General features: G+C 59.1%; 19 protein-coding genes and 1 pseudogene. 14 read left to right on the forward strand and 6 right to left on the reverse strand.

What is annotated here, in order from left to right:
• Positions 1-203 precede the first annotated feature (203 nt).
• Positions 204-1,787, forward strand: coding sequence for a glutamate--cysteine ligase (gene gshA, locus FPT12_RS20725; protein WP_145019376.1), 1,584 nt, complete (start codon positions 204-206; stop codon positions 1,785-1,787).
• A 79-nt stretch (positions 1,788-1,866) separates the two neighbouring features.
• Here the strand turns inward: gshA and mgrA are convergent, their stop codons facing one another.
• The 3 genes and pseudogenes from mgrA to FPT12_RS20740 form a co-directional block, all read right to left on the reverse strand.
• Positions 1,867-2,904, reverse strand: a complete 1,038-nt coding sequence (mgrA, locus tag FPT12_RS20730) for an L-glyceraldehyde 3-phosphate reductase (protein ID WP_145019379.1) — start codon at positions 2,902-2,904, stop codon at positions 1,867-1,869.
• Positions 2,905-3,028: 124 nt separating this feature from the next.
• Positions 3,029-3,430, reverse strand: a complete 402-nt coding sequence (locus tag FPT12_RS20735) for a type II toxin-antitoxin system HicB family antitoxin (RefSeq protein WP_145019516.1) — start codon at positions 3,428-3,430, stop codon at positions 3,029-3,031.
• A 56-nt stretch (positions 3,431-3,486) separates the two neighbouring features.
• Positions 3,487-3,668: pseudogene (locus FPT12_RS20740) on the reverse strand (type II toxin-antitoxin system HicA family toxin).
• 354 nt (positions 3,669-4,022) lie between these two features.
• Here FPT12_RS20740 and FPT12_RS20745 point away from each other — a divergent pair.
• On the forward strand, positions 4,023-4,280 hold the full coding sequence (locus FPT12_RS20745) for a hypothetical protein (RefSeq protein WP_103318279.1): 258 nt from the start codon (positions 4,023-4,025) through the stop codon (positions 4,278-4,280).
• Between the two features lie 18 nt (positions 4,281-4,298).
• Here the strand turns inward: FPT12_RS20745 and betT are convergent, their stop codons facing one another.
• Entirely contained in the window at positions 4,299-6,263 is a 1,965-nt protein-coding gene (gene betT, locus FPT12_RS20750; protein WP_178098830.1) for a choline transporter BetT, read from the reverse strand.
• A 357-nt stretch (positions 6,264-6,620) separates the two neighbouring features.
• Positions 6,621-7,547: a serine O-acetyltransferase EpsC gene (gene epsC / locus FPT12_RS20755; RefSeq protein WP_145019386.1), complete on the reverse strand. Its 927-nt coding sequence runs from the start codon at positions 7,545-7,547 to the stop codon at positions 6,621-6,623.
• A gap of 194 nt (positions 7,548-7,741) precedes the next feature.
• Here epsC and FPT12_RS20760 point away from each other — a divergent pair, with 194 nt between their 5' ends.
• The 11 genes from FPT12_RS20760 (at position 7,742) to FPT12_RS20810 (ending at position 19,246) form a co-directional block, all read left to right on the forward strand.
• The gene (locus FPT12_RS20760; protein ID WP_145019389.1) at positions 7,742-8,737 is read left to right on the forward strand and encodes a D-cysteine desulfhydrase; all 996 of its coding nucleotides are present in this window, start codon (positions 7,742-7,744) and stop codon (positions 8,735-8,737) included.
• A 228-nt stretch (positions 8,738-8,965) separates the two neighbouring features.
• Complete coding sequence (gene tcyJ / locus FPT12_RS20765) at positions 8,966-9,760, forward strand: cystine ABC transporter substrate-binding protein (RefSeq protein WP_145019392.1); 795 nt, start codon at positions 8,966-8,968, stop codon at positions 9,758-9,760.
• Entirely contained in the window at positions 9,760-10,425 is a 666-nt protein-coding gene (gene tcyL, locus FPT12_RS20770; protein WP_145019395.1) for a cystine ABC transporter permease, read from the forward strand. The genes tcyJ and tcyL overlap by 1 nt, the downstream gene beginning before the upstream one ends.
• 3 nt (positions 10,426-10,428) lie before the next feature.
• Positions 10,429-11,175 (forward strand): L-cystine ABC transporter ATP-binding protein TcyN, encoded by a 747-nt coding sequence (tcyN, locus tag FPT12_RS20775; protein ID WP_145019398.1) that lies wholly within the window; start codon positions 10,429-10,431, stop codon positions 11,173-11,175.
• Positions 11,176-11,654: 479 nt separating this feature from the next.
• Positions 11,655-12,419 (forward strand): hypothetical protein, encoded by a 765-nt coding sequence (locus FPT12_RS20780; protein ID WP_145019401.1) that lies wholly within the window; start codon positions 11,655-11,657, stop codon positions 12,417-12,419.
• 290 nt (positions 12,420-12,709) lie between these two features.
• Entirely contained in the window at positions 12,710-13,951 is a 1,242-nt protein-coding gene (locus FPT12_RS20785; RefSeq protein ID WP_145019404.1) for an SfnB family sulfur acquisition oxidoreductase, read from the forward strand.
• Positions 13,952-13,990: 39 nt separating this feature from the next.
• Positions 13,991-15,184, forward strand: coding sequence for an SfnB family sulfur acquisition oxidoreductase (locus FPT12_RS20790; RefSeq protein ID WP_145019407.1), 1,194 nt, complete (start codon positions 13,991-13,993; stop codon positions 15,182-15,184).
• Entirely contained in the window at positions 15,184-16,551 is a 1,368-nt protein-coding gene (locus tag FPT12_RS20795) for an LLM class flavin-dependent oxidoreductase (RefSeq protein WP_145019409.1), read from the forward strand. The genes FPT12_RS20790 and FPT12_RS20795 overlap by 1 nt, the downstream gene beginning before the upstream one ends.
• Before the next feature lie 118 nt (positions 16,552-16,669).
• Positions 16,670-17,479: a MetQ/NlpA family ABC transporter substrate-binding protein gene (locus tag FPT12_RS20800; protein WP_145019412.1), complete on the forward strand. Its 810-nt coding sequence runs from the start codon at positions 16,670-16,672 to the stop codon at positions 17,477-17,479.
• 2 nt (positions 17,480-17,481) lie between these two features.
• Positions 17,482-18,606, forward strand: a complete 1,125-nt coding sequence (locus FPT12_RS20805) for a methionine ABC transporter ATP-binding protein (RefSeq protein ID WP_145019414.1) — start codon at positions 17,482-17,484, stop codon at positions 18,604-18,606.
• Positions 18,596-19,246, forward strand: coding sequence for a methionine ABC transporter permease (locus FPT12_RS20810; RefSeq protein ID WP_145019417.1), 651 nt, complete (start codon positions 18,596-18,598; stop codon positions 19,244-19,246). The genes FPT12_RS20805 and FPT12_RS20810 overlap by 11 nt, the downstream gene beginning before the upstream one ends.
• A gap of 65 nt (positions 19,247-19,311) precedes the next feature.
• On the opposite strand, the gene FPT12_RS20815 is transcribed toward FPT12_RS20810, so the two are convergent.
• On the reverse strand, positions 19,312-22,155 hold the full coding sequence (locus tag FPT12_RS20815; protein ID WP_145019420.1) for an RHS repeat domain-containing protein: 2,844 nt from the start codon (positions 22,153-22,155) through the stop codon (positions 19,312-19,314).
• 145 nt (positions 22,156-22,300) lie between these two features.
• Here FPT12_RS20815 and FPT12_RS20820 point away from each other — a divergent pair, with 145 nt between their 5' ends.
• Complete coding sequence (locus tag FPT12_RS20820; RefSeq protein WP_145019423.1) at positions 22,301-22,930, forward strand: bifunctional 2-polyprenyl-6-hydroxyphenol methylase/3-demethylubiquinol 3-O-methyltransferase UbiG; 630 nt, start codon at positions 22,301-22,303, stop codon at positions 22,928-22,930.
• Positions 22,931-23,042: the final 112 nt, after the last annotated feature.

Raw genomic sequence — 23,042 nt, forward strand, 5'->3', positions numbered from 1 at the left:
CAAATTGAGTTAATTTCGGCGCTGCGAAAGCTGCGCCGACGTTTCTTCGCGCGCGATAGCCAGTTTCAGGGATGGAGTATTGGCCTTTGCGAGTGGGTCATTGCAGCTCGATAATGAGGCGAAAACGCCAGTTTTAACTTCACCCTTGTAGACCGTCCTGCCCACCCCCATATTGGGGCGACTGACGCGTGAAGGAATCCAACTTGAGCGAACTTCTCAACCGCCGCCTGGCTCTGCTCGGCGAGCGCGCTAACCTCTCTCTGCTCGAACAGTGTCTTCACGGCATCGAACGTGAATGCCTGCGCGTGACGGGCGAAGGTCGCCTGGCGCAAACGCCGCACCCTGAAAGCCTCGGTTCCGCGCTGACCAACGAACAGATCACCACCGACTATTCCGAGTCGCTGCTGGAGTTCATCACGCCTGCCCTGCCGGACCCTGCGGACACGCTGGCGAGCCTGGACAAGATTCACCGTTTTGCCTACAGCAAGCTCGGCGACGAGTACCTGTGGAGTCCGTCGATGCCGTGCCCGCTGCCGGCCGAGGAAGATATCCCGATCGCCTACTATGGCACCTCCAACATCGGTCAGCTCAAATACGTCTACCGCAAGGGCCTGGCCCTGCGCTACGGCAAGACCATGCAGTGCATCGCCGGGATTCACTACAACTTTTCCCTGCCGGAAAAGCTCTGGCCGCTGCTCAAAGAGGCTGAAGGCTTTGTCGGCACCGACCGCGACTATCAGTCGGCGGCCTATATCGCGCTGATCCGCAACTTCCGTCGCTACAGCTGGCTGCTGATGTACCTGTTCGGCTCTTCGCCAGCGCTGGACGCCGGTTTCCTGCGCGGTCGCTCCCATCAGCTGGAGCAATTTGACGCCGAAACCCTGTACCTGCCATACGCCACCAGCCTGCGCATGAGCGATCTGGGTTACCAGAGCAACGCGCAAGCCGGGCTGACGCCGTGCTACAACGACCTGAACAGTTACACCGACAGCCTGCGCAAAGCGGTGGCCACGCCTTACGCGCCGTACGTCGAAATCGGCACGCACCAGGACGGTGAGTGGGTTCAGCTCAACACCAACATCCTGCAGATCGAAAACGAGTACTACTCCAACATTCGCCCGAAACGCGTGACCTACACCGGCGAACGGCCGATCCAGGCGCTGATGGCCCGTGGCATTCAGTACATTGAAGTGCGCCTGTTAGACATCAACCCGTTCATGCCGATGGGCATTGACCTGCCGGAGGCGCGCTTCCTCGACGCGTTCCTGCTGTATTGCGCGCTGAACGACAGCCCGCTGCTGACCGCCACCACCTGCGGCAACGCCACCTCGAACTTCCTCAGCGTGGTCAAGGAAGGTCGCCGTCCGGGCCTGCAACTGCAACGCGATGGCCAGTCGGTGGACATGAAAGAGTGGGCCTTCGAGCTGCTGGAAAACATCGCCCCGCTGGCCGCGCTGCTCGATCAGAGCCACGGCGGTGACGCCCACAGCAAAGCCCTCGACGCGCAACTGGCGAAAATCCAGAACCCTTCCCTGACCCCTTCTGCGCAAGTGCTGGCAGCGATGACCGAGCACAAGGAAAGCTTCGCCCAGTTCTCCCTGCGCCAGAGCCAGGCGCACGCCGAGTTCTTCCGCAATGAGCCGCTGGCGGCCGAAGAGCAGTCGCGTTTTGAAGAACTGGCACGCTCGTCGCTGGCTCAGCAAACCGAGCTTGAGCAGAACGAAGTCGGCGATTTCGACGTGTTTGTCGGGTCGTACCAGGCGAGCATTCTGGCGATCAGTAATTAAGCGACGCCTTTAGAAAGATCGCAGCCTGCGGCAGCTCCTACGCGAATGCATTTCCCCGCAGGCTGCGATCTTTAAAGCCTTACTCCGCCGTCGAAGGCTTCTCCCACAAATTGATCCCGCCCTCCTGGGCAAACCGGTCAATCTCTGCCAGCTCCTCAACGCTGAAGCTCAAGTTCTTCAACGCCCCGACGTTCTCGATGATCTGCTCTGGTCGACTCGCGCCGATCAGCGCCGAGGTCACTCGTGGGTCACGCAGGGTCCAGGCCAGAGCCATTTGCGCCAGGCTTTGACCGCGGCGTTTGGCGATTTCGTTGAGGGCGCGCACCAGGGCAATGTTGGCATCGGACAGGTGTGAGGCTTGCAACGAGTCACCGCCCGGACGGTTGACCCGTGCATCTTTCGGTACGCCGTTAAGGTACTTGTCGGACAACAACCCCTGAGCCAGCGGAGTGAAAGCAATCACACCCGCGCCGAGTTCATCGGTGGCGTCCAGCAGATCCTTTTCCACCCAACGGTTGAGCAGGTTATAGGCCGGTTGGTGGATCAACAGCGGCACTTTCCACTCCTTCAGCAGCGCAGCCATTTCGCGGGTTTTCGCCCCGGAATACGACGAGATACCGATGTACAGCGCCTTGCCCTGCTGCACGGCGGTGGCCAGCGCACTGGCGGTTTCTTCCAGCGGAGTGTCCGGGTCGAAGCGGTGGGAATAGAAGATGTCCACATAGTCGACGCCCAGGCGTTGCAGGCTCTGGTCGAGACTGGCCAGCACGTATTTACGCGAGCCACCGCCCTGACCGTAAGGGCCCGGCCACATGTCCCAACCGGCCTTGCTGGAGATGATCAGCTCGTCGCGGTACGGCTTGAAGTCTTCGCGCAGCAAACGGCCGAAGTTGATCTCGGCACTGCCGTACGGCGGGCCGTAATTGTTGGCCAGATCAAAGTGGTTGATGCCCAGGTCGAAGGCGGTACGCAGCAAGGATCGCTGGGTATCGATCGGCGTGCTGTCGCCGAAGTTGTGCCACAGGCCAAGGGACAGCGCCGGCAACACCAGCCCGCTGCGACCGACGCGGCGGTAAGGAATGGAGTCGTAACGATCAGCAGCCGCGGTGTAAGTCATCGAACCCTCTCTTGTTGTGAGCGACGAGGTCGTCAGAGTTGCCCAGCATACGCTCAGGCAACGCATTCAAAACGGGGTGTTCGACTAAATGTTGAAACGTTTCATACAGTTCTTGATTTGGTCCTTACGCCGACAGTTCGCGCAGGGCCGCTGCTGCCAGGAACCCGGATCTTGAGTTGTACCGTTGATCGCGTCTGACCGTCTGATCAATGCGCTCCAGCAACTGCTCTGGCAACGTTGCATTGAAACGCACGGACTTGCCGAAATACGGCGTCACATCAAACTCGACCACCGCCCAAACACCTCCCGCGTAATCCGGGTTTTCGAAGTGCTCGTCGATCTCGCGCACCTGCGGCAACGGATCGCCATCAGCGACCAGTCCTTCGTAATGCAACGCCAGCGCTTCTTTAACGTTTTCGAGCGCCTGCGCCACCGTTCCACCTGCTGAGAAACAACCCGCAACGTCGGGGATGATCACTCCGTAATCTGAGTCGGCATCCTTGTGCAGTACGACTGGGAATTTCATGGGGATAGGCCCTTCCAATCCGCCCCCATCGGGGCGTTGATCGATATTCTCCAGGCTCATTTCAAGCCCGCCTGTTTCAAAATGCGTTGATTGTTCCCTTTGGAAGATCCGCGTCAGGGTGCTTGATCGTGACCCTCCCCGGTTTGCACGAATGTTTGTATTGATAGTGGCTACCTTTGACTGCTACCAAATACCAACCGTCGTCTTCGATCATCCTGATCATTTCCCGACTACGCATCACCTTCGCCCTTTGTCGTCAGCATCGGCTGCGACTTTATCCGGCAAACGGACACTCCAATACACACCATACACACTCGGTTAAATATTAGCCCATCGCAAACACGTATTTTTTTAACCAGACGACTGGCTAACCCGCCCCCGCAAACACCTGCGCCACCCAATCCACAAACACTCGAATCGTGGCGACATGTGTCGGTTATGCAGGAAGGGCACCGACACTGGGGGTGCCCGACGGCAGGCTGGGTCAACGGGCACATCCTCCTGCGTGCCGACGGTGGGTTGGTTTAAGCGCCATTTTGCTGAACGACGCCTATGCTCGGTATGACAAGCACCGGCTCGGGAGCACACCATCATGCACACCACGATCATCATCACCTTCGGCCTGGTCTTGCTGGCGCTGATGCTGTTCATCGGTGAGAAGCTCGGCTTCAGCCGCCAGACCCTGACCTACAGTTTCGTCGTCCTGTGGCTGGCGCTGACGGTGATCAACGGCGCTATCGGCATGATCACCGCCGGGCAACCGCTAACCTCCGAATTGATGGTGGGCTTCATGGTGTTCAGCGTACCGGTGGCCGCTCTGGTGCTGTTCATGACCTTGAACATCGCCTGAGCGCCACACCGGTCTCGGTCAGCGCACCAGATGCAGAAACTGCATGTGCCGCTCGTACTGATCGAGGATATCGTTGATGATTTGCTCCTTGGTGTAGCCCACCAGATCGTAATCCTGACTGCCTTCGCTCAGGTGCACTTCAGCCCGGTAGTAGCGACGGTTGTTGAGCTCTTTGGAGCCCATCCCGCCACGGGCGAAAGACGGCGTGAAGTAACCGCGCATTTGCGCCTGGTAGATGAACGGATGCTGATCGCCATGACCGATTTCCAGGCTGACGCTGTCGTTGGCCGGATCCGGTTGGGTGACCACGCTCAAGCCCTTTTCAGCGAACACCGCCGTCACTTCTTCAATCGCCGGACGCACCGTCGTGTCGAGGAAACGGTACACCTCATCGCGCGACGGAAAGTGCACGGCCTGACTCAGACGCTGACGCCAGCCACCCTTACCGCGTCGTGACGACGCCGAGACTGGAGCCAAGGAATGCAACTGGGCGATCTGCTTCTGCGATTCCAGGTAGAACGCCTTGTGCAGCCCCCACATCATCAGCAAAAGAATCAGCGAGAACGGCAACGAGGTCAGTACCACCGCTGACTTCAACGAGTCGATGCTGCCGGCAAACAACAATGCACTGGTGACTAGCGCGGTCATCGCGCCCCAGAACACCCGCAACCATTTCGGCCCGTCTTCATCGGCGTTACCGCCCTTGGCCGACAGCGTCGAGAGCACTACAGTGCCGGAGTCGGCCGAGGTGACGAAGAACACGAAGCTGATGAACACCGTAACGGCGATCACCGTTTTGCTCCATGGGTAGGTTTCCAGCAGCAGGTAGAGGGTCATCGACGGGTTCTCGATGGCCGACAAGCCAAGGGCACTCATGCCGTGGTTGAGTACCTGGTCGATGGCGCTGTTGCCGAAGATCGACATCCACGCCAGGGTGAAGCCGAGCGGAATCAACAGCACGCCGAAGACGAATTCGCGGATGGTCCGGCCACGGGAAATACGTGCGATGAACAGGCCCACGAATGGCGACCACGCGATCCACCAGGCCCAGTAGAACACCGTCCAGCCGCCCAGCCAGTCACTGGGTTTGTCATAGGCGTAAAGGTCGAAACTCTTCATCGGCAAGGCGCCGAGGTAATCGCCAAGGTTCTGGATCAAGGTGTTGAGCAAGTGCTGGGTAGGGCCGGCGAACAACACGAACAGCAACAACGCGCAGGCCAGCAGCATGTTGATGTCGGACATCACCCGCACGCCTTTATCGACGCCGGCGACGGCGACGATGATCGCCGCGCCCATCATCAGCGTGATCAGGCCGACCTGAATCCACTGGGTGTGGGCCATGCCGAACAAGTAGTCGAGACCGGAGTTGAGGTGCAACACGCCGAAGCCCATGTCAGCGCCCAGACCGAACACCGTGGCGATGATGCCGAAGCCATCCACCGCGTAACCGATCGGTCCGTTGATGCGTTTGCCGATCAGCGGATAAAGCGCCGAGCGCAGGGCCAGCGGCAGGTTATGCCGATAGGCGAAGTAGGCCAGCGCCATGCCGACAAAAGCGAACACGCCCCAGCCGTGCAGGCCCCAATGCAGAAACAGAATCTGCATCGCCTGACGCGCTGCATCCGCCGTGCCGGCCTCGCCCTGGGGCGGTTGCAACATGTGCGTCAACGGTTCGGATACGCAGAAGAAAAACAGCGTGATGCTGATCCCGGCGGCAAACAGCATGCCGGCCCAGGACAGGTAACTGAATTCGGGCTCGTCGTGGTCGGCACCGAGCTTGATCTTGCCGTAGCCAGACAAGGCGGTGACCACCACGAAGACCAGATACAGAGTCATCGCCAGCATGTAGTACCAGCCGACCGTGTTGGCCGCCCAGTTTTGCGCCGCCAGCAACCAGGCGCCGGACTGTTGCGGAAAGGCGATGACCACCAGGCCGAACAGTAAAATGAAGGTCGCCGCGAAGTAGAACACCGGCGGATTCATGCGGATCTCACCGCTTGGAGGGGTGAACGATGCACTCATGAAGCGTGCACCTCGAGGGGGTAAAACGTGGCTGTCAATAACGGACTCAGCAAAGGCTAGCCTCCTGTTGTGAGCGGGCAGCGAACCACCGGTTTAACTTGAATGAACGTTCAAGTTAAACATGGATGAGCTGTGAGGACTAATCGCAAGGCTCGGCGGTACCCGGTGAAGAGAGGGCTTTCTCGTTCCCACGCTCTGCGTGGGAATGCATCCTGTGACGCTCTGCGTCACTTCCCGAGCGGAACGCGGAGCGTCCCTGGCGGCATTCCCACGCGGAGCGTGGGAACGATCAAATCAGTCGACGAATGATTCAGGAGTTTATTTCTGCGTCCCGTCATCATGCTGCAAGTTGGCCTGGGTCAGGTTGCAGCCGGCCGGTACGCTGCGAGTCAGCCAGACGTTGCCGCCGATGGTCGAGCCCTTGCCGATGGTGATCCGTCCCAGAATGGTCGCGCCGGCATAGATCACCACATCGTCTTCAACGATCGGATGGCGCGGATGGCCTTTCTGCAACTGGCCGTCTTCATCGGCCGGGAAGCGTTTGGCACCGAGGGTCACGGCTTGGTAAATGCGTACCCGCTCGCCGATGATCGCGGTTTCGCCGATCACCACGCCCGTGCCGTGGTCGATGAAGAAGCTACGGCCGATCTGCGCGCCCGGGTGAATGTCGATGCCGGTGGCCGAGTGCGCAATTTCCGCACTGATCCGCGCCAGCAATGGCAGCCCGGCGCGGTACAGATGGTGGGCCAGACGATGGTGAATCACCGCCAGAATCCCCGGATAGCACAGCAGCACTTCATCGACACTGCGTGCTGCCGGGTCACCGTGATACGCCGCCAGTACATCGGAATCCAGCAGTCTGCGCAGACCTGGCAAGGCCAGGGCGAAATCCTGGATCAGGCTGATCGCCCGCGCCTCGACTTCGGTATCGACCCGGGCACTTTGTCGCGCGACATAGCGCAGCTCCAACCGCGCCTGAGCCAGCAGCGCGTTCAGCGCCACATCCAGCGTATGCCCGACGTAAAAGTCTTCGCTCTCTTCACGCAGATCCACCGGGCCCAGGCGCATCGGGAACAGCGCACCGCACAATGCTTCGAGAATCTCCGCCATCGCCGCACGCGATGGCAGCTCACGCCCGCCCTGCTCGCCGCTGATGCGACCGTTCTGCGCACGCCACTGGTCGCGGGCGGTGCGCAGTTGGCTGACGATGGTCTGTAATTGCCAATGGCTGGAACGCTGGCTCACGGTAAAACTCCTCACGTGCGGCGGCCGGACAGTAAGGCCGCCTAAACGGCGTTCACTTTACGGTATGCGCTCAAAGCGGAATTAAGAACGAATAGTGCTGTGTTAAGCACTTTTTGGCATAAGCGATATTGTCGGTTGCCCGAGCAAATCGGCCTGCCTATAGTCCAGTCATCTCCCACAACCCGTGCGGTCCCATGATCAAACAACAGCTGGCTCGTTTTAATCGTCTGGACCTTCTCGCCAATGCTACCGCCCTGGAAAAACTCGAACGCCTGTCGGCCTGGCTGGGTCGCGATGTCTACGTCAAACGTGACGATCTGACACCGTTGGCCATGGGCGGTAACAAGCTGCGCAAACTCGAATACCTCGCTGCCGACGCTCTTGCGCAAGGTGCCGACACGTTGATCACCGCCGGTGCCATCCAGTCCAACCATGTGCGCCAGACGGCAGCGCTTGCCGCCAAACTGGGCCTGGGCTGCGTCGCCTTGCTGGAGAATCCGATCGGCACTGATGACAGTAATTACCTAGGCAACGGCAATCGCCTGTTGCTGGACTTGTTCGATGCCAAGGTCGAGCTGGTAGAGAACCTCGATAACGCCGACCAACAGTTGCAGGCACTGGCCGAGCGTCTGCGCAGTAACGGCAAGAAACCCTATCTTGTGCCAATTGGCGGCTCCAACGCCTTGGGCGCGCTGGGCTATGTCCGTGCCGGACTGGAACTGGCCGGGCAAATCGAGGACAGCGGCCTGGAGTTCGCCGCGGTGGTGTTGGCTTCGGGCAGCGCCGGGACTCACAGCGGTCTGGCCTTGGCGCTGAGCGAAGTATTACCGAACTTGCCGGTCATCGGTGTCACCGTTTCGCGCAGCGACGAAGACCAGCGGCCGAAGGTCCAGGGCCTGGCCGAGCGCACCGCCGAACTGCTGGGCGTGAGCTTGCCGGCGAGTTTCAAGATTGAATTGTGGGACGAGTATTTCGCTCCGCGTTACGGCGAGCCGAACGCCGGCACCCTGGCTGCCGTCAAGTTGCTGGCCAGCCAGGAAGGTCTGTTGCTCGACCCGGTCTACACTGGCAAGGCCATGGCCGGTTTGCTCGACGGTATCGGCCGGCAGCGCTTCAATGACGGCCCGATCATCTTCCTGCACACGGGTGGGGCGCCGGCGTTGTTTGCTTATGGCGCCGCGTTTAACTGAATGAACGCGGGCAATGGGGGAGCTGGCTTGCCTGCTCCCACATTTGATCGACTTCGCTAATGAAATGCTATTCCACAATGGAATAGCAATGTGTTTTTATATTATTTTCAAGTCTTAAAAAGCGGCTTTATAGTCGCGCCGTAGGCGAAGACGCGCTTCGCGCTTTAAGGCAGGATACGACTACCGCGTCACCTGCTTCGCTCAACATAAAAAACACAGGGGCTCTTCATGACTATTTCTGTATTGCGTCGCACATTGCTGGTTGGCACTTTGGGGCTGGCTCTCGGCGCTGGTTGGTTGGGCCAGGCAGTTGCCGGCGAGCAGTTGGACAACATCAAAAAGGCCGGCGAGATCAAGGTTGGCCTGGAAGGCACCTACCCGCCGTTCAGCTTTGTCGGTGAAGACGGCAAGCTCACCGGTTTCGAGGTTGAGTTCTCCGAAGCCCTGGCCAAGAAGCTGGGCGTCAAGGTCAAGCTCAGCGCTACCCCGTGGGACGGCATCCTCGCCGCCTTGGAGTCCAAGCGCCTGGACGCCGTGATCAACCAGGTAACCATCTCGGAAGAGCGCAAGAAGAAGTACGACTTCTCCAAGCCTTACACCGTTTCCGGTATTCAAGCGCTGACCCTGAAAAAGAACGTCGACACCATCAAGACCGCCAGCGACCTGGCGGGCAAGAAAGTCGGCGTAGGCCTGGGCACCAACTACGAGCAATGGCTCAAGGACAACCAGCCTAAAGCCATCATCAAGACCTATAACGATGACCCAACCAAGTTCCAGGACCTGCGCATCGGCCGCACCGACGCCATCCTGATCGACCGCCTGGCGGCCCTGGAATATGCCAAAAAAGCCACCGACACTGCCGCCGCTGGCGATGCTTTCTCCCGTCAGGAAGCCGGTATTGCCCTGCGCAAAGGCGAGCCTGAGTTGCTGGCTGCTGTGAACAAGGCCATCGACGAACTGCGTGCCGACGGCACCTTGAAGAAGCTGTCCGAGAAGTACTTCAACGCTGACGTCACTCAATAATGGAAGCAGGTTTCCAACTCGCGCTGGACTCCGCGCCCTTTCTGCTCAAGGGCGCGTACTACACGGTGATTCTTAGCCTCGGCGGGATGTTTTTCGGCTTGCTGCTGGGCTTCGGCCTGGCTTTGATGCGCCTGTCGCGCTTCAAGTGGCTGAGCTTGCTCGCCCGGGCCTATGTGTCGTTCTTTCGCGGCACGCCCTTGCTGGTGCAGCTGTTCCTGATCTACTACGGCTTACCGCAAGTGGGCATCGAGCTGGATCCGATCCCGGCGGCCCTGATCGGCTTTTCGCTGAATATGGCCGCCTACGCCTGTGAAATCCTGCGCGCCGCCATCGCCTCCATCGAGCGCGGCCAGTGGGAAGCTGCATCCAGTATCGGCATGACCCGCGCGCAGACCCTGCGCCGGGCCATCCTGCCGCAAGCTATGCGCACGGCGTTGCCGCCGTTGGGCAACAGCTTTATTTCGCTGGTCAAGGACACGGCGATGGCCGCCACCATCCAGGTGCCCGAGCTATTCCGCCAGGCCCAATTGGTGTCTGCGCGCACCTTCGAAATTTTCACCATGTATCTGACCGTTGCCCTGATCTACTGGGTACTGGCAAGCATCCTGGCGCATTTTCAAAATCGCCTGGAAGACCGGGTCAACCGGCATGACCTGGAGTCTTGAAGCATGATCGTGGTTGAAAAACTGACCAAACAATTCAAGGGTCAGGTGGTACTTAACGGGATCGACCTCGAGGTCAAGGAAGGCGAAGTCGTCGCCATCATTGGCCCTAGCGGCTCGGGCAAGACCACCTTCCTGCGTTGCCTGAACTTTCTTGAAGAACCCACCAGCGGCCGGATCAAGGTCGGCGACATCGAGATCGATGGCAGTCGCCCGCTGAACCAGCAGCAGAGCCTGGTACGCCGGCTGCGCCAGCATGTCGGTTTCGTGTTTCAGAACTTCAATCTGTTCCCCCATCGCACAGCCTTGGAAAACGTCATCGAAGGCCCTTTGGTGGTGAAGAAAATGCCAAAGGATCAAGCGTTGGCGCTGGGTCGAAAACTGCTGGCCAGGGTCGGCCTGGCAGGCAAGGAAGATGCCTATCCGCGCAGGCTGTCCGGTGGGCAGCAACAGCGCGTGGCAATCGCCCGGGCACTGGCCATGGAGCCGGAAGTGATTCTCTTCGACGAGCCAACCTCGGCGCTTGATCCGGAACTGGTCGGCGAAGTGCTGGCGACCATTCGCAGTCTGGCCGAAGAAAAACGCACCATGGTCATCGTTACCCACGAAATGGGTTTTGCTCGTGATGTGGCGAACCGGGTGGTGTTTTTCGACAAGGGCGTCATCGTCGAACAAGGTGAAGCAAAGGCATTGTTTGCCAATCCGAAAGAAGAACGAACCCGGCAATTCCTCAATAAGTTCCTCAACTCCTGAAGTTAATTATCACCTTCAGAAACGTATTAACCACTGTCAACTTCCACGGACGGAAGTGATATTTATCACACGACTTGACTTGCCTCTCCCGCCTTCCGCCGACGTCCATAATTAATTAATCACCCCAGTCAAAAGCGGTATATAGATACCTCCTGCAACATCCTCCCGTCACGTAACCTCCAAGACACTCAGATTGATCCGATGCCAGAAAACGCTGGAAACACTGGTTCACAAATCGAGCACACCCAGGAAAAAGCCGAACAGCATGTCCATCGATTGCTAATCACAGGTAGGAAATATCTGAATAGCCTGGCATTCCCACGTTCTTAACTTGCGTCTATTGACACCCCGTCGGCCACTCCCTTATCTAGGCGCTAACAGGTATTTCACAGTACTTGAATATAGTTAATCGCCTACTACCCTAACGCCTTCGACACTTCCGAAATGGACTTCGCTGCGATGTTTCAAGGAGAACACACATGACTTGTATGTCGAACAAAGTTGAACTGGCGGCTCCCGGCCTGACGCAGTCGCCCGGCTCCGCCATCAACATCACTTCCGCTGCTTACCTGCTGATCGAAATACCGCCTTATGCCGGCATGGACGAAGGTGATCTGATCGAACTGTTCTGGGACAACTGCTATGTGGCCTCAAGGGTGCTCAACCGAGCAGATGTCGGTCAGCCACTCAACCTGCGGGTTCCCGAGAGTTTTATCCGCAATGGCAGCTCGCGTATCCACTACCGGCTCATGCAAGTCGGGCACGGCCCGGCGCTGTCCGCGACGAAACAGGTCCAGGTCAAACTCGACTGCCCGGGTGGTCAGCCCCACACCCTGTGCGCCGATGAAAACCAGCGCCTTGAGCCATTGGGCATTCCCGAGATGATTCGCCGTCACGGGGTCAATCCGAACCAGATCAAACGTGGCGTGCCACTGATCATCGAACCCTATCTGAACATGGCGGCTGATGATGAAATCACCTTGCGCTGGGGCGATGTGCGCATGGACCTGCCCAAGATCAAACCCGGCGAAGTCGGTCACCCGATCAACGTCTGGGTGCCGTCGGCAGTGATTCTCGAAGCCGGCGAAGACCATCGGCTGGAAGTCACCTACTGCATCCTTGATCGGGCAGGCAATAACTCACGCTGGGCTCCAGTGCGCACCCTGAAAGTCGGCTGCGCCAATACGTGCCTCAAAGTGCTACCAAAGGACGTTCTTTGCACTGCCGAAGATCGTCGTCGTTGAGACAAAAGATCGCAGGCTGCGCCAGCTCCGCCAATCGGTGTTGATCTGCAAGAGCTGGCGCAGCCTGCGATCTTGACGATGTCGACACCCTTCTATGCATATTCCTAAAAGTTAGTTTATTAATTTTTTATACGCGTTTAGGGTATATAAACCGGACCACCGGACATTCTTGATTTTGATTTCGCCGCACGCTGCGGCTTATCCATGAGATGCGAGGTAGGTATGGTCAGGAACATAATCACCCCGGTGCAAATCGCCAGGGCATTGCGTGCAGCCAAGGAGCGGCGCTGATGTCTAATCTGGCAGATGCAAACGTTCAGAGTCATCTGGACGTTTCCCCGCTGTTGTTGCCCGCGCACGTTTTGCGCAACGACGCACAAGCCCTCGAAGCAGCCCGTGAACTCGCTCAGGTCGCCCGCTTGCAAGCCGCGCGACGCGATCAACAGCGCAAGTTGCCCTGGGCGGAAATCGAACAATTCACCCGCAGTGGCCTGGGCAGTATTGCCATTGGCAAGGCGTTCGGCGGCCCGGAGGTTTCATTCGTCACCATCGCCGAAGTCTTCGCGATCATTTCCGCGGCCGACCCGGCACTCGGGCAAATCCCGCAGAACCACTTCGGCATTCTCAACCTGCTCCAGCACACGGCCAACGAGCGGCAGAAAAAGCAGCTGTTTCAGAGCGTGCTCGACGGCTGGCGGATCGGCAACGCGGGCCCGGAACGCGGTACCAAAAACACCCTGGAACTCAAGGCCCGCATCACCGCCGACGGCGATGGCTACATCATCAATGGCCAGAAGTTTTACTCCACGGGTGCACTGTTCGCGCACTGGGTCGCGGTCAAGGCACTGAACGACGATGGCAAGCAAGTTATCGCCTTCGTCCGTCGCGGCACTCCGGGGCTGCGCATCGTCGACGACTGGTCGGGCTTCGGCCAGCGCACCACGGCCAGCGGCACCGTGCTGCTGAACAATGTGCGGGTCGATGCTGATCTGGTGGTGGATAACTGGCGGATCAACGACAGCCCGAACATCCAGGGCGCCGTGTCACAGCTGATTCAAGCCGCCATCGACGCCGGCATTGCGCGTGGCGCCATCGATGACGCCATCAGCTTCGTTCGCGAACGCGCACGGCCGTGGATCGACGCCAACGTCGAACGCGCCAGCGACGACCTCTACGTGATTGCCGACATCGGCAAACTGAAAATCGAACTGCACGCCGCCGAAGCGCTGCTGCGCAAAGCCGGGAACGTGCTCGATCAAGTCAGCGCTGCACCGGTCACTGCCGAGTCCGCTGCACGCGCCTCGATTGCGGTCGCCGAAGCCAAGGTGCTGAGCACCGAGATCTCGCTGCTGGCCAGCGAAAAACTCTTCGAGCTGGCCGGCAGCCGCGCCACCCTCGCCGAGTTCAACCTAGACCGCCACTGGCGTAACGCACGCGTGCACACCCTTCACGACCCGGTGCGCTGGAAATACCACGCCGTGGGCACTTATCACCTGAACGGCACAAAACCAGCCCGGCATTCCTGGATCTGAACGACCAGAACACTTTTGACCAGATCTCTGGAGAAACACATGACTCTTTCTCACCCCGTCGCGGTCATCACCAGCGATGAGCAAGCCCTTGTCGTCGCCAGCGACCTGGCCGAAGACTTCAAACGCGACAGCGCCCTGCGCGACCGCGAACGACGCCTGCCCTACCCCGAACTGGAAGTCTTTTCGCGCTCCGGCCTATGGGGCATCAGCGTGCCCAGGGAATTCGGCGGTGCGGGGGTTTCCAACGTCACCCTGGCCAAGGTCATCGCGCTGATCGCCCAGGCCGACGGTTCGCTGGGGCAGATCCCGCAGAACCATTTTTATGCCCTCGAAGTGCTGCGCGTAAACGGTACATCCGAGCAGAAAAAACGCCTGTACGCCGAAGTTCTCGCCGGTCAGCGCTTCGGTAATGCGCTGGCCGAACTCGGGACCAAAACCGCTCTCCACCGGGTCACCAGCCTGACTCCCGACGGCGACGGCTTTCGCATCAACGGCCGCAAGTTCTATTCCACCGGGGCGATCTATGCGCAACGGATTCCGACCACGGTGGTCGATGAAAACGGCGTCCAGCAACTGGCCTTCGTCCCCCATGACAGCCACGGCCTGACGGTGATCGATGACTGGAGCGGTTTCGGTCAGCGCACCACCGGCAGCGGTTCGGTGGTGTTCGAAGACGTCTACGTCTCGGCAGACGACGTGATCCCCTTTCAAAGCGCCTTCGACCGTCCAACCCCGGTCGGCCCGCTGGCGCAGATTCTTCATGCGGCCATCGACACCGGCATTGCTCGCGCCGCCTATGAAGACGCGCTGCATTTCGTGCGAAGCAAAACCCGCCCGTGGATCGACTCCGGCAATGACAACGCCACCGAAGACCCGCTGACGATCAAAAGTTTCGGCCACCTGAGCATTCGCCTGCACGCGACGGAAGCACTGCTTGAACGCGCAGGAGAATTCCTCGACCGCGCCCAGGCCGACACCAATGCCGAGACCATCGCGGCGGCCTCGATTGCCGTGGCCGAAGCGCGCGCCATCAGCACGGATATCTCCCTGGCGGCCGGCAGCACGCTGTTCGAACTGGCCGGCAGCCAGGCCACCCTGGCCGAGCACGGGCTGGATCGTCACTGGCGCAACGCCCGCGTGCACACCCTGCACGACCCGGTGCGCTGGAAGTACCACGCGGTTGGCAACTACTACCTCAACGATGAAAACCCGCCGCTGCGAGGGACTATTTGATGCCCTCACCTCTGACAAGGAGAAAAAAGATCCTGCTCAATGCCTTCAACATGAACTGCATCGGGCACATCAACCACGGCCTGTGGACGCATCCACGGGACAACTCGACCCAGTACAAGACTGTCGAGTATTGGACTGAATTGGCGCAGTTGCTGGAGCGTGGTTTGTTCGACGGGCTATTTATCGCCGACATCGTCGGGGTGTATGACGTGTACCAGCACTCGGTCGACGTGCCACTCAAAGAGTCGATCCAGTTGCCGGTCAACGACCCGTTGCTGCTGGTGTCGGCCATGGCCGCGGTGACCAGGAACCTCGGCTTCGGCCTGACCGCCAACCTGACCTATGAGCCGCCGTACCTGTTCGCCCGGCGCCTGTCGACCCTCGATCACCTGAGCCGTGGCCGGGTCGGCTGGAACATCGTCACCGGCTATCTCGACAGCGCCGCCAAGGCCATGGGCCTGAGCGAACAGGTCGAACATGACCGGCGTTACGACCAGGCCGATGAGTACCTTGAGGTGCTGTACAAACTCTGGGAAGGCAGCTGGGAAAACGACGCGGTGATCAACGACCGCGAGCAGCGGGTCTACGCCCAACCTGGAAAAGTCCACAAGGTCGAACACCACGGCGAGTTCTATCAGGTCGAGGGTTATCACCTCTGCGAGCCTTCACCGCAGCGCACGCCGGTGCTGTTTCAGGCCGGCAGTTCGGATCGCGGCCTGGTGTTCGCCGGGCAACACGCCGAGTGCGTGTTCATCAGCGGCCAGAACAAGGCCTCGACCAAGGTGCAGGTGGACAAGGTCCGCGCCAGCGCCGCAGCTGCCGGGCGTAATCCCGAGGACATCAAGGTCTTCATGGGGCTGAACGTAATCGTCGGCGCGACCGAGGCGTTGGCCTGGGCCAAGCACGCTGAATACCTGAGCTACGCCAGCGCCGAGGCCGGGGTGGCGCATTTCTCGGCGTCCACCGGGATCGATTTTTCCGAATACGAACTCGATGAACCCATCCAGTACGTGAAAAACAACGCCATCCAGTCCGCCACCAAAAACCTGCAAAACAACGACTGGACCCGACGCAAGTTGCTTGAGCAACACGCCTTGGGCGGCCGCTACATCACCGTGGTCGGCTCGCCTGAGCAGGTCGCCGATGAACTGGAATCCTGGATCGCGGAAACCGGCCTGGACGGCTTCAACCTGACCCGCATCGTCACCCCGGAAAGTTATGTCGATTTCATCGACTTGGTGATTCCCGAGTTGCAGCGACGCGGCTCGTACAAGACCGCTTATGACGAGGGCACGTTGCGCGAAAAGCTGTTTCACGGCGAGGCGTATTTGCCCGAGCAACACACCGGCTCGGCGTTCCGACGCTAAAAGCATCGCGAGCAGACTCGCTCCCACAGTTGGAATGCGTTCCCCTGTGGGAGCGAGCCTGCTCGCGATGAGGCCCGACGAGACACCACACACTCATGCCCTGACTGGAATAACCACCATGAAAAACAACCTGCTCACCCTCCCAGTCAAAGCACTGGCCCTGGCCCTCGGCCTCTTCAGCTCGGTGACTTTCGCCGCCGACGCACCGCTGAAAATCGGCACCACCGCAGCCTTCGCCATTCCATTGGAAGCAGCGGTCGAAGAGGCCGGCAAACAAGGTCTGAAGGTCGAGCTGGTGGAGTTCAGCGACTGGATCGCACCGAACGTCAGCCTGGCCTCGGGCGACATCGATGTGAACTACTTCCAGCACATTCCGTTCCTCGAAAACGCCAAGGCCGCTGCCGGGTTTGACCTGGTGCCGTTTGCGCCGGGCATCATCAACAACGTCGGCCTGTACTCGAAGAAATACAAAAGCTTTGACGAGCTTCCCGTCGGTGCCAGCGTGGCCATCGCCAACGATCCAATCAACAGCGGGCGTGGGCTGCAACTGCTGGCCAAGGCCGGGTTGATCACCCTCAAACCGGGTGTGGGCTACAAGGCCACCGAAGACGACATCGTCGCCAATCCGAAAAAACTGAAGATCCTTCAGGTCGAAGCCGTGCAACTGGTGCGCGCGTATGACGATGCCGATCTGGTGCAGGGCTACCCGGCCTACATTCGTCTGGCCAAGACCTTCGATGCTGGCTCGGCGCTGCTGTTCGACGGCCTCGACCACAAGGAATACGTGATCCAGTTCGTGATCCAGCCGAAAAGCAAAACCGACCCGCGCCTGATCAAATTCGTCGACATCTACCAGCATTCGCCGGTGGTTCGTGCAGCCCTGGATAAAGCCCATGGCAAGCTCTACCAAGCTGGCTGGGAAGGCTGACCATGAATGCCGCCAACGCCCAGCTTCAACTGCAAATCCCGCCGTCTCGCAGTGCCGAACGGACTGAGCTGCACCCTGAGTTCAACCGCGCCCATGTGCGCTTTATCGGTGTGGGTAAAACCTACAATGGCCAGCAAGGCCCGGTCGCTGCGCTGCACGGCATCGACCTGGCCATCCAGCACGGTGAAGTGTTCGGCATCATCGGCCGCAGCGGTGCCGGCAAGTCCTCGCTGATCCGCACCATCAACCGCCTCGAACAACCGAGCACAGGACGGGTGCTGATCGATCAGGTGGACATCGGCGAGTTCGATGAAGACCGTCTGGTGGCGCTGCGGCGGCGGATCGGCATGATCTTCCAGCACTTCAACCTGATGTCGGCGAAAACCGTGTGGCAGAACGTCGAGCTGCCGCTCAAGGTCGCGGGCGTGCCAAAAGCCGAGCGCGAACAGAAGGTCCGTGAGCTGCTGGAACTGGTGGGCCTGCAAGGCAAACACACGGCCTACCCGGCGCAACTCTCGGGTGGGCAAAAACAGCGCGTCGGCATCGCCCGGGCGCTGGTGCACGACCCGGCGATTCTGCTCTGCGATGAGGCCACCTCGGCGCTTGACCCAGAGACCACGCAATCGATCCTCGGCCTGCTGCGCGAGATCAATCAGCGCCTCGGACTGACGATCATTCTGATTACCCACGAGATGGCGGTGATCCGCGATATCTGCGATCGGGTGGTGGTGCTCGAGCACGGGCGGATTGTCGAGCAGGGGCCGGTTTGGGAAGTGTTTGGCAACCCGCAGCACGAGGTCAGTAAAACCCTGCTGGCGCCTCTGCAACACGGCTTGCCGGAAGAACTGCAAAGCCGATTGCAGGCGCAAGCGCAATCGTCGGAATCCGCGGTAGTGCTGCGCTTGCAGTTCACCGGCAACAGCAATGACGAGCCAGACCTCGCGGCGCTGTTCAGTGCACTTGGCGGTCGCGTGCGCTTGCTGCAAGGCGGTGTCGATCGGATTCAGGGGCATGCCCTTGGGCAATTGTTATTGGCGGTAACCGGTTCGTCCTTGGGCGCCGAAGAGTTACGCCAGCGCGCCAGTCACTGGGCACAACAGGTGGAGGTGCTGGGTTATGTGGTTTGATCGATTGCTGCAGGGCGTTATCGACACGTTTCTGATGGTCGGCGTGTCGTCGCTGATCGCGCTGTTGGCGGGTATTCCGCTGGCGGTGATTCTGGTCACCAGTTCCAAAGGCGGGATCTACCAGGCACCGGCGCTGAACCGCGCGCTGGGGGCCTTCGTCAACCTGTTCCGCTCGATCCCGTTTCTGATCCTGATGGTCGCGCTCATCCCCTTCACCCGCTTGATCGTCGGCACCACTTACGGCGTCTGGGCCGCCGTGGTGCCGCTGACCATCGCCGCTACACCGTTTTTTGCGCGCATCGCCGAGGTCAGTTTGCGCGAGGTCGACCACGGTTTGATCGAGGCCGCTCAGGCCATGGGTTGCCGACGCTGGCACATCGTCTGGCATGTGTTGTTGCCTGAGGCGTTGCCGGGGATTGTCGGTGGTTTCACCATCACGCTGGTCACGATGATCAACTCATCGGCCATGGCGGGAGCGATTGGCGCTGGTGGGCTTGGCGACATCGCGTATCGGTATGGCTATCAGCGGTTTGATAGTCAGATCATGCTGACGGTAATTGTGTTGCTGGTGGTGTTGGTGGCGCTGATTCAGTTGGGAGGGGATCGGTTGGCGCGGGGGTTGAATAAGCGGCGAGAGTAATTTTGGTATTTACTGTGGTGAGGGAGCTGACTCCCAGTCACTGACTCCATCACCAGAAGCATGACCTAAGTCTGGATCGAACTCACGCGAATAGAGTTTGTTTTCAGAAAATGTCTTGAGCCTTCCTGGCTGAGTACATTTTCCAGATCCTGCTGATTCTGGAATACCAAGTCCGTCATATCCTTCCACTTCGCAGAGCTATGGGACTGCCACTCAATGTAATTTTCCGGTAAGTAAAAACTTTTTTCTTGCCCATGAACAGCACGACTTAGTACACCCCAAGTCTCCGATTCCATTTTGTGAAAAATAGGGTACAGATTTTCAAATACAGCCAGATTATTTATTGATGCTTTAAAATCGAAGCTATCACCTCCTGTCAATGTCATATATTTCCGAGATTGCTCTGGCAAGTAAAAGGCTGCCGCACCGTAGCTCGCCGCCCCACCCGCAATCATGAAATTATCAGAAAGCTCAAGTGCGCCGTAAATCGGTCGGACTTTCCCATTGAATTTTGGATGTTCTATAGAACCATACTCTCTGATTACCTTTGACGGCGAGTGGGTATAATCAAACATATTCATTTCAAATCCATCTCTAAAATCCATACCATAATTCGGCGCGGACTCCTGCTCCCATACATTTCTTAACCCGTCACCTTTAAGCTCATGGATTTGATCAGGCGAGATATTAACGGTAAGCCGAGCGTTGGATACAATAACTATTGCAGCTTCCAGAAGTTCCTCCGCCGCTCCAGCATCCTGAACTCTCGCCAACTTCTTAATCTGAGTAATTGCAAAATCTTTGTCCGCACTTTTGCCAGCCAGTATTTTGGGTAGCAGATGCTGTTTGAAATGATTTTTTCTAGCGGCTTCTGCATCACTGTCATTTACAGTCCGGGGGCTACCCCCCAATAAACGACCTAGCCCACCGAACATCCCACTTTCATCAGTGAGTTTTATTGGGTTATTACCAACCATACAGTAAATATTCAGGCCATCGATATTCCCTGCAGGGTCTGCGCTAATCCACCGCTGCAACCACGGCGCGTAATACCGATATCCATAGTAATAAAGCCCGGTCGCATCCCGCTCTTTCCCCGAATAGCGAATCGTCTTGTACTTCGCCACCAGCGCACTTTTACCCGCCCAGCACGCCGTGCCACCGAACGGGTAATAGTGCTCCAGCGTCAGCACACCGGCCTGATCATCCAGCTCCATAGAGCTGGAGCCCAGGTGATCACTCAGGCTGTAGCGCAGTTGATTGTTGTCGACACCGTCAGGCGCGGATTTCGGCCAGTGCAACACGCGCATGCTGCTGCGGCCGGCTTCCACACTGATCACGTGGTGCTCTTCGCCATCGGCATCCCGATGGATTTCCAGACCCGGCAGATAACGCACTTCAGCCCGCAAGGTCCGGGTGCCGGTGTGCGTGAGGCGCACCTTGCGCAGGCGGTGGCCGGGGCGGTCGTAGACGTAACGTTCGTCGTCATCCGGTCCATCGTCACGCTTGACCAAAGTCACCCGGCTCAGCTGATTGCGCGTGTCCCAACTCATCGCTTGTCCGCGTTGCAGCTCGCACTGATTGCCGTTGGCATCGAAGCCCTCGGCAATTTCGTCCTCCCCCGGCAACCCGCCGTCGTCCCGTTGGCCCAGGCTGCGATTACTGCTGCTGGACGTGAACATCGAGAAGCTAGGGGCGCCGCTGTGGTGGCGGGTGATCAGGTTGCCCGCCCGGTCATAGTCGAAGGTCTGGGTGTAACTGCGCCGCTGGTTGGGGTCCAGCGGTGTCGGCAACCACCCCGGCAGTGCCGGGCCATGGCTTGGGCTGCTGACCTCCCAGCCCTTGGCTTCGACCAGTTGATAGAGGCTGTTGTAGCGATAATGGCTGATCGGTTCAATGCGCTGATTGTTGAAATGACTGACCGTCTGCGACTGGTCTTCCAGCTCGACGATATTGCCCACCGGGTCGTAGGCATAGTTCAGGTCCTGCAAGGTTTTTTGCTGTGCAAGACCGGCCACCAGCCTGATCAACCGGCCGTCATCGGCCGCGTACTCGGCGTTGGTCACCACCCCATTGCCAGCGGTTTCGCTGTCGATCTGGCCCAAGGCGTTGTAACGGATGTGGCTGACCAGCAGCTGCGGTTCGTTGGCCGCGGCCTGTTTTAGCCAAACCGCCTTGAGCTCTCCCGCGACGGTGTGGGAGAAGATTCTGACATTGCGTTTGGCATCGGTCTGAGTCTGAAGCTCACCGAGGGGATTGCAGGTTTGTGTCGAGACGAAAGTTTGTTCTTCCAGTAATGCGTTACGAGCGTCGATTGCCAACGGCCAGTCGGGAGTTTCCAGGTCCGCGAGCACGCGCCGGCTCTCGCTCAGTGCTGAGCCATTGAGGGCATAATCGGTAAAGAGTTGAGTGCCGGCAGGGTCGTCGTGACGAATCAGCTGGCCACACTGATTGTGTTCCGCGGTTCCTGCCTCCGAACCGCCATAGCCCAGACGTTCGACTATTCGGGGAGCGCCGTCACTGGCCCACTCGGTAATCGCAACCGGGCGCCGCAACTCGTCGTATTGGGTGTGACGCTGACTGCCGCGACTGTCCCAACTCGATAGCGATTGGCCCGTTTCGTCCAGCAAGCTCAACTGCCAACCGCCGTCGACGCTGTCGGTCAGCAAACTCTGGCCCGTCAAGCCATAGACGGTCGCCAGGTTCGGCTTCGGCGCAGTTCCCCACAACCGTGGGTCCCAGCTCTCGATCAGCCGCCCCGCCGCATCAAAACCCTGTCGGGTAACCCGCGTATCCATGGCTTGCCCGGCGGACTGCCGGCAGTACCCCACGCTACAAATCGCCAACCCACGCTGATCCATAACCGACAATGTCGGTGTGGCCGTGTCGTGAGTTGCCTGGACAGTCATCGCGATCCCTCGCTCGCTTGAGTCTCCCTGAAGCCTGAGCGATTTTTCGTCTGGCCGATACTGTTAGAAGTAACAGGTACGACGGTGATTCATCGGCGCAAAAGCGCTTATAGTCGGCACATCACCCTTTACCTGCGCAGCCGCCATGAAACACACCCCCGACGACCTCAAACAGATCACCGCGACCACGCTGGGCCACTACGATCAGGTGGCCGAGAGTTTTCGTGAAGGCACACGCGACCACGATGTCAGCCAGAACATCGACGCACTGTTGCGGCACATTCAGGGCACTGCGCCGTTCACCCTGCTCGATTTCGGCTGTGGCCCCGGACGCGATCTGCAGACATTCACCCGCATGGGCCACATCGCCATCGGCCTCGATGGTTCGGAACGGTTTGCCCAGATGGCCCGTAAGGACAGCGGTTGCGAAGTCTGGCAGCAAGACTTTCTGAAACTCGATCTGCCGGCCGAACGCTTCGACGGGATCTTCGCCAACGCGGTGCTGTTTCACGTTCCTGTTCAAGAGTTGCCTCGGGTGCTGAAGCAGTTGCACGAGACGTTGAAGCCGGGCGGTGTGTTGTTCAGTTCGAATCCGCGCGGGGATAACCGCGAAGGCTGGAATGGCCCACGCTTTGGGGCGTATCACGATCTGGCAGCGTGGCAAAAGTTGCTGACAGAGGCGGGGTTTGTCGAGTTGGAGCATTACTACCGGCCGGCGGGATTGCCGAGGGATCAACAGCCTTGGTTGGCGAGTGTCTGGCGTAAATCGGTGTAGGCTGATCGTTCCCACGCTCCTGCGTGGGAATGCATCCCGTGACGCTCCGCGTCACATTCAGAGCAGACGCAGAGCGTCCATGGCGGCATTCCCACACGGAGCGTGGGAACGA

The sequence above is a fragment of the Pseudomonas sp. H3(2019) genome (assembly GCF_007713465.1).
Lineage (GTDB): Bacteria > Pseudomonadota > Gammaproteobacteria > Pseudomonadales > Pseudomonadaceae > Aquipseudomonas.

Bases quoted from the DNA above. Each gene is read 5' to 3' on its own strand.
- mgrA (WP_145019379.1), bottom strand. From the start codon at position 2,904: ATGACTTACACCGCGGCTGCTGATCGTTACGACTCCATTCCTTACCGC.
- FPT12_RS20735 (WP_145019516.1), bottom strand. From the start codon at position 3,430: ATGAAATTCCCAGTCGTACTGCACAAGGATGCCGACTCAGATTACGGA.
- FPT12_RS20745 (WP_103318279.1), top strand. From the start codon at position 4,023: ATGCACACCACGATCATCATCACCTTCGGCCTGGTCTTGCTGGCGCTG.
- betT (WP_178098830.1), bottom strand. From the start codon at position 6,263: ATGAATCCGCCGGTGTTCTACTTCGCGGCGACCTTCATTTTACTGTTC.
- FPT12_RS20760 (WP_145019389.1), top strand. From the start codon at position 7,742: ATGATCAAACAACAGCTGGCTCGTTTTAATCGTCTGGACCTTCTCGCC.
- tcyJ (WP_145019392.1), top strand. From the start codon at position 8,966: ATGACTATTTCTGTATTGCGTCGCACATTGCTGGTTGGCACTTTGGGG.
- tcyL (WP_145019395.1), top strand. From the start codon at position 9,760: ATGGAAGCAGGTTTCCAACTCGCGCTGGACTCCGCGCCCTTTCTGCTC.
- tcyN (WP_145019398.1), top strand. From the start codon at position 10,429: ATGATCGTGGTTGAAAAACTGACCAAACAATTCAAGGGTCAGGTGGTA.
- FPT12_RS20780 (WP_145019401.1), top strand. From the start codon at position 11,655: ATGACTTGTATGTCGAACAAAGTTGAACTGGCGGCTCCCGGCCTGACG.
- FPT12_RS20785 (WP_145019404.1), top strand. From the start codon at position 12,710: ATGTCTAATCTGGCAGATGCAAACGTTCAGAGTCATCTGGACGTTTCC.
- FPT12_RS20790 (WP_145019407.1), top strand. From the start codon at position 13,991: ATGACTCTTTCTCACCCCGTCGCGGTCATCACCAGCGATGAGCAAGCC.
- FPT12_RS20795 (WP_145019409.1), top strand. From the start codon at position 15,184: ATGCCCTCACCTCTGACAAGGAGAAAAAAGATCCTGCTCAATGCCTTC.
- FPT12_RS20800 (WP_145019412.1), top strand. From the start codon at position 16,670: ATGAAAAACAACCTGCTCACCCTCCCAGTCAAAGCACTGGCCCTGGCC.
- FPT12_RS20805 (WP_145019414.1), top strand. From the start codon at position 17,482: ATGAATGCCGCCAACGCCCAGCTTCAACTGCAAATCCCGCCGTCTCGC.
- FPT12_RS20810 (WP_145019417.1), top strand. From the start codon at position 18,596: ATGTGGTTTGATCGATTGCTGCAGGGCGTTATCGACACGTTTCTGATG.
- FPT12_RS20815 (WP_145019420.1), bottom strand. From the start codon at position 22,155: ATGACTGTCCAGGCAACTCACGACACGGCCACACCGACATTGTCGGTT.
- FPT12_RS20820 (WP_145019423.1), top strand. From the start codon at position 22,301: ATGAAACACACCCCCGACGACCTCAAACAGATCACCGCGACCACGCTG.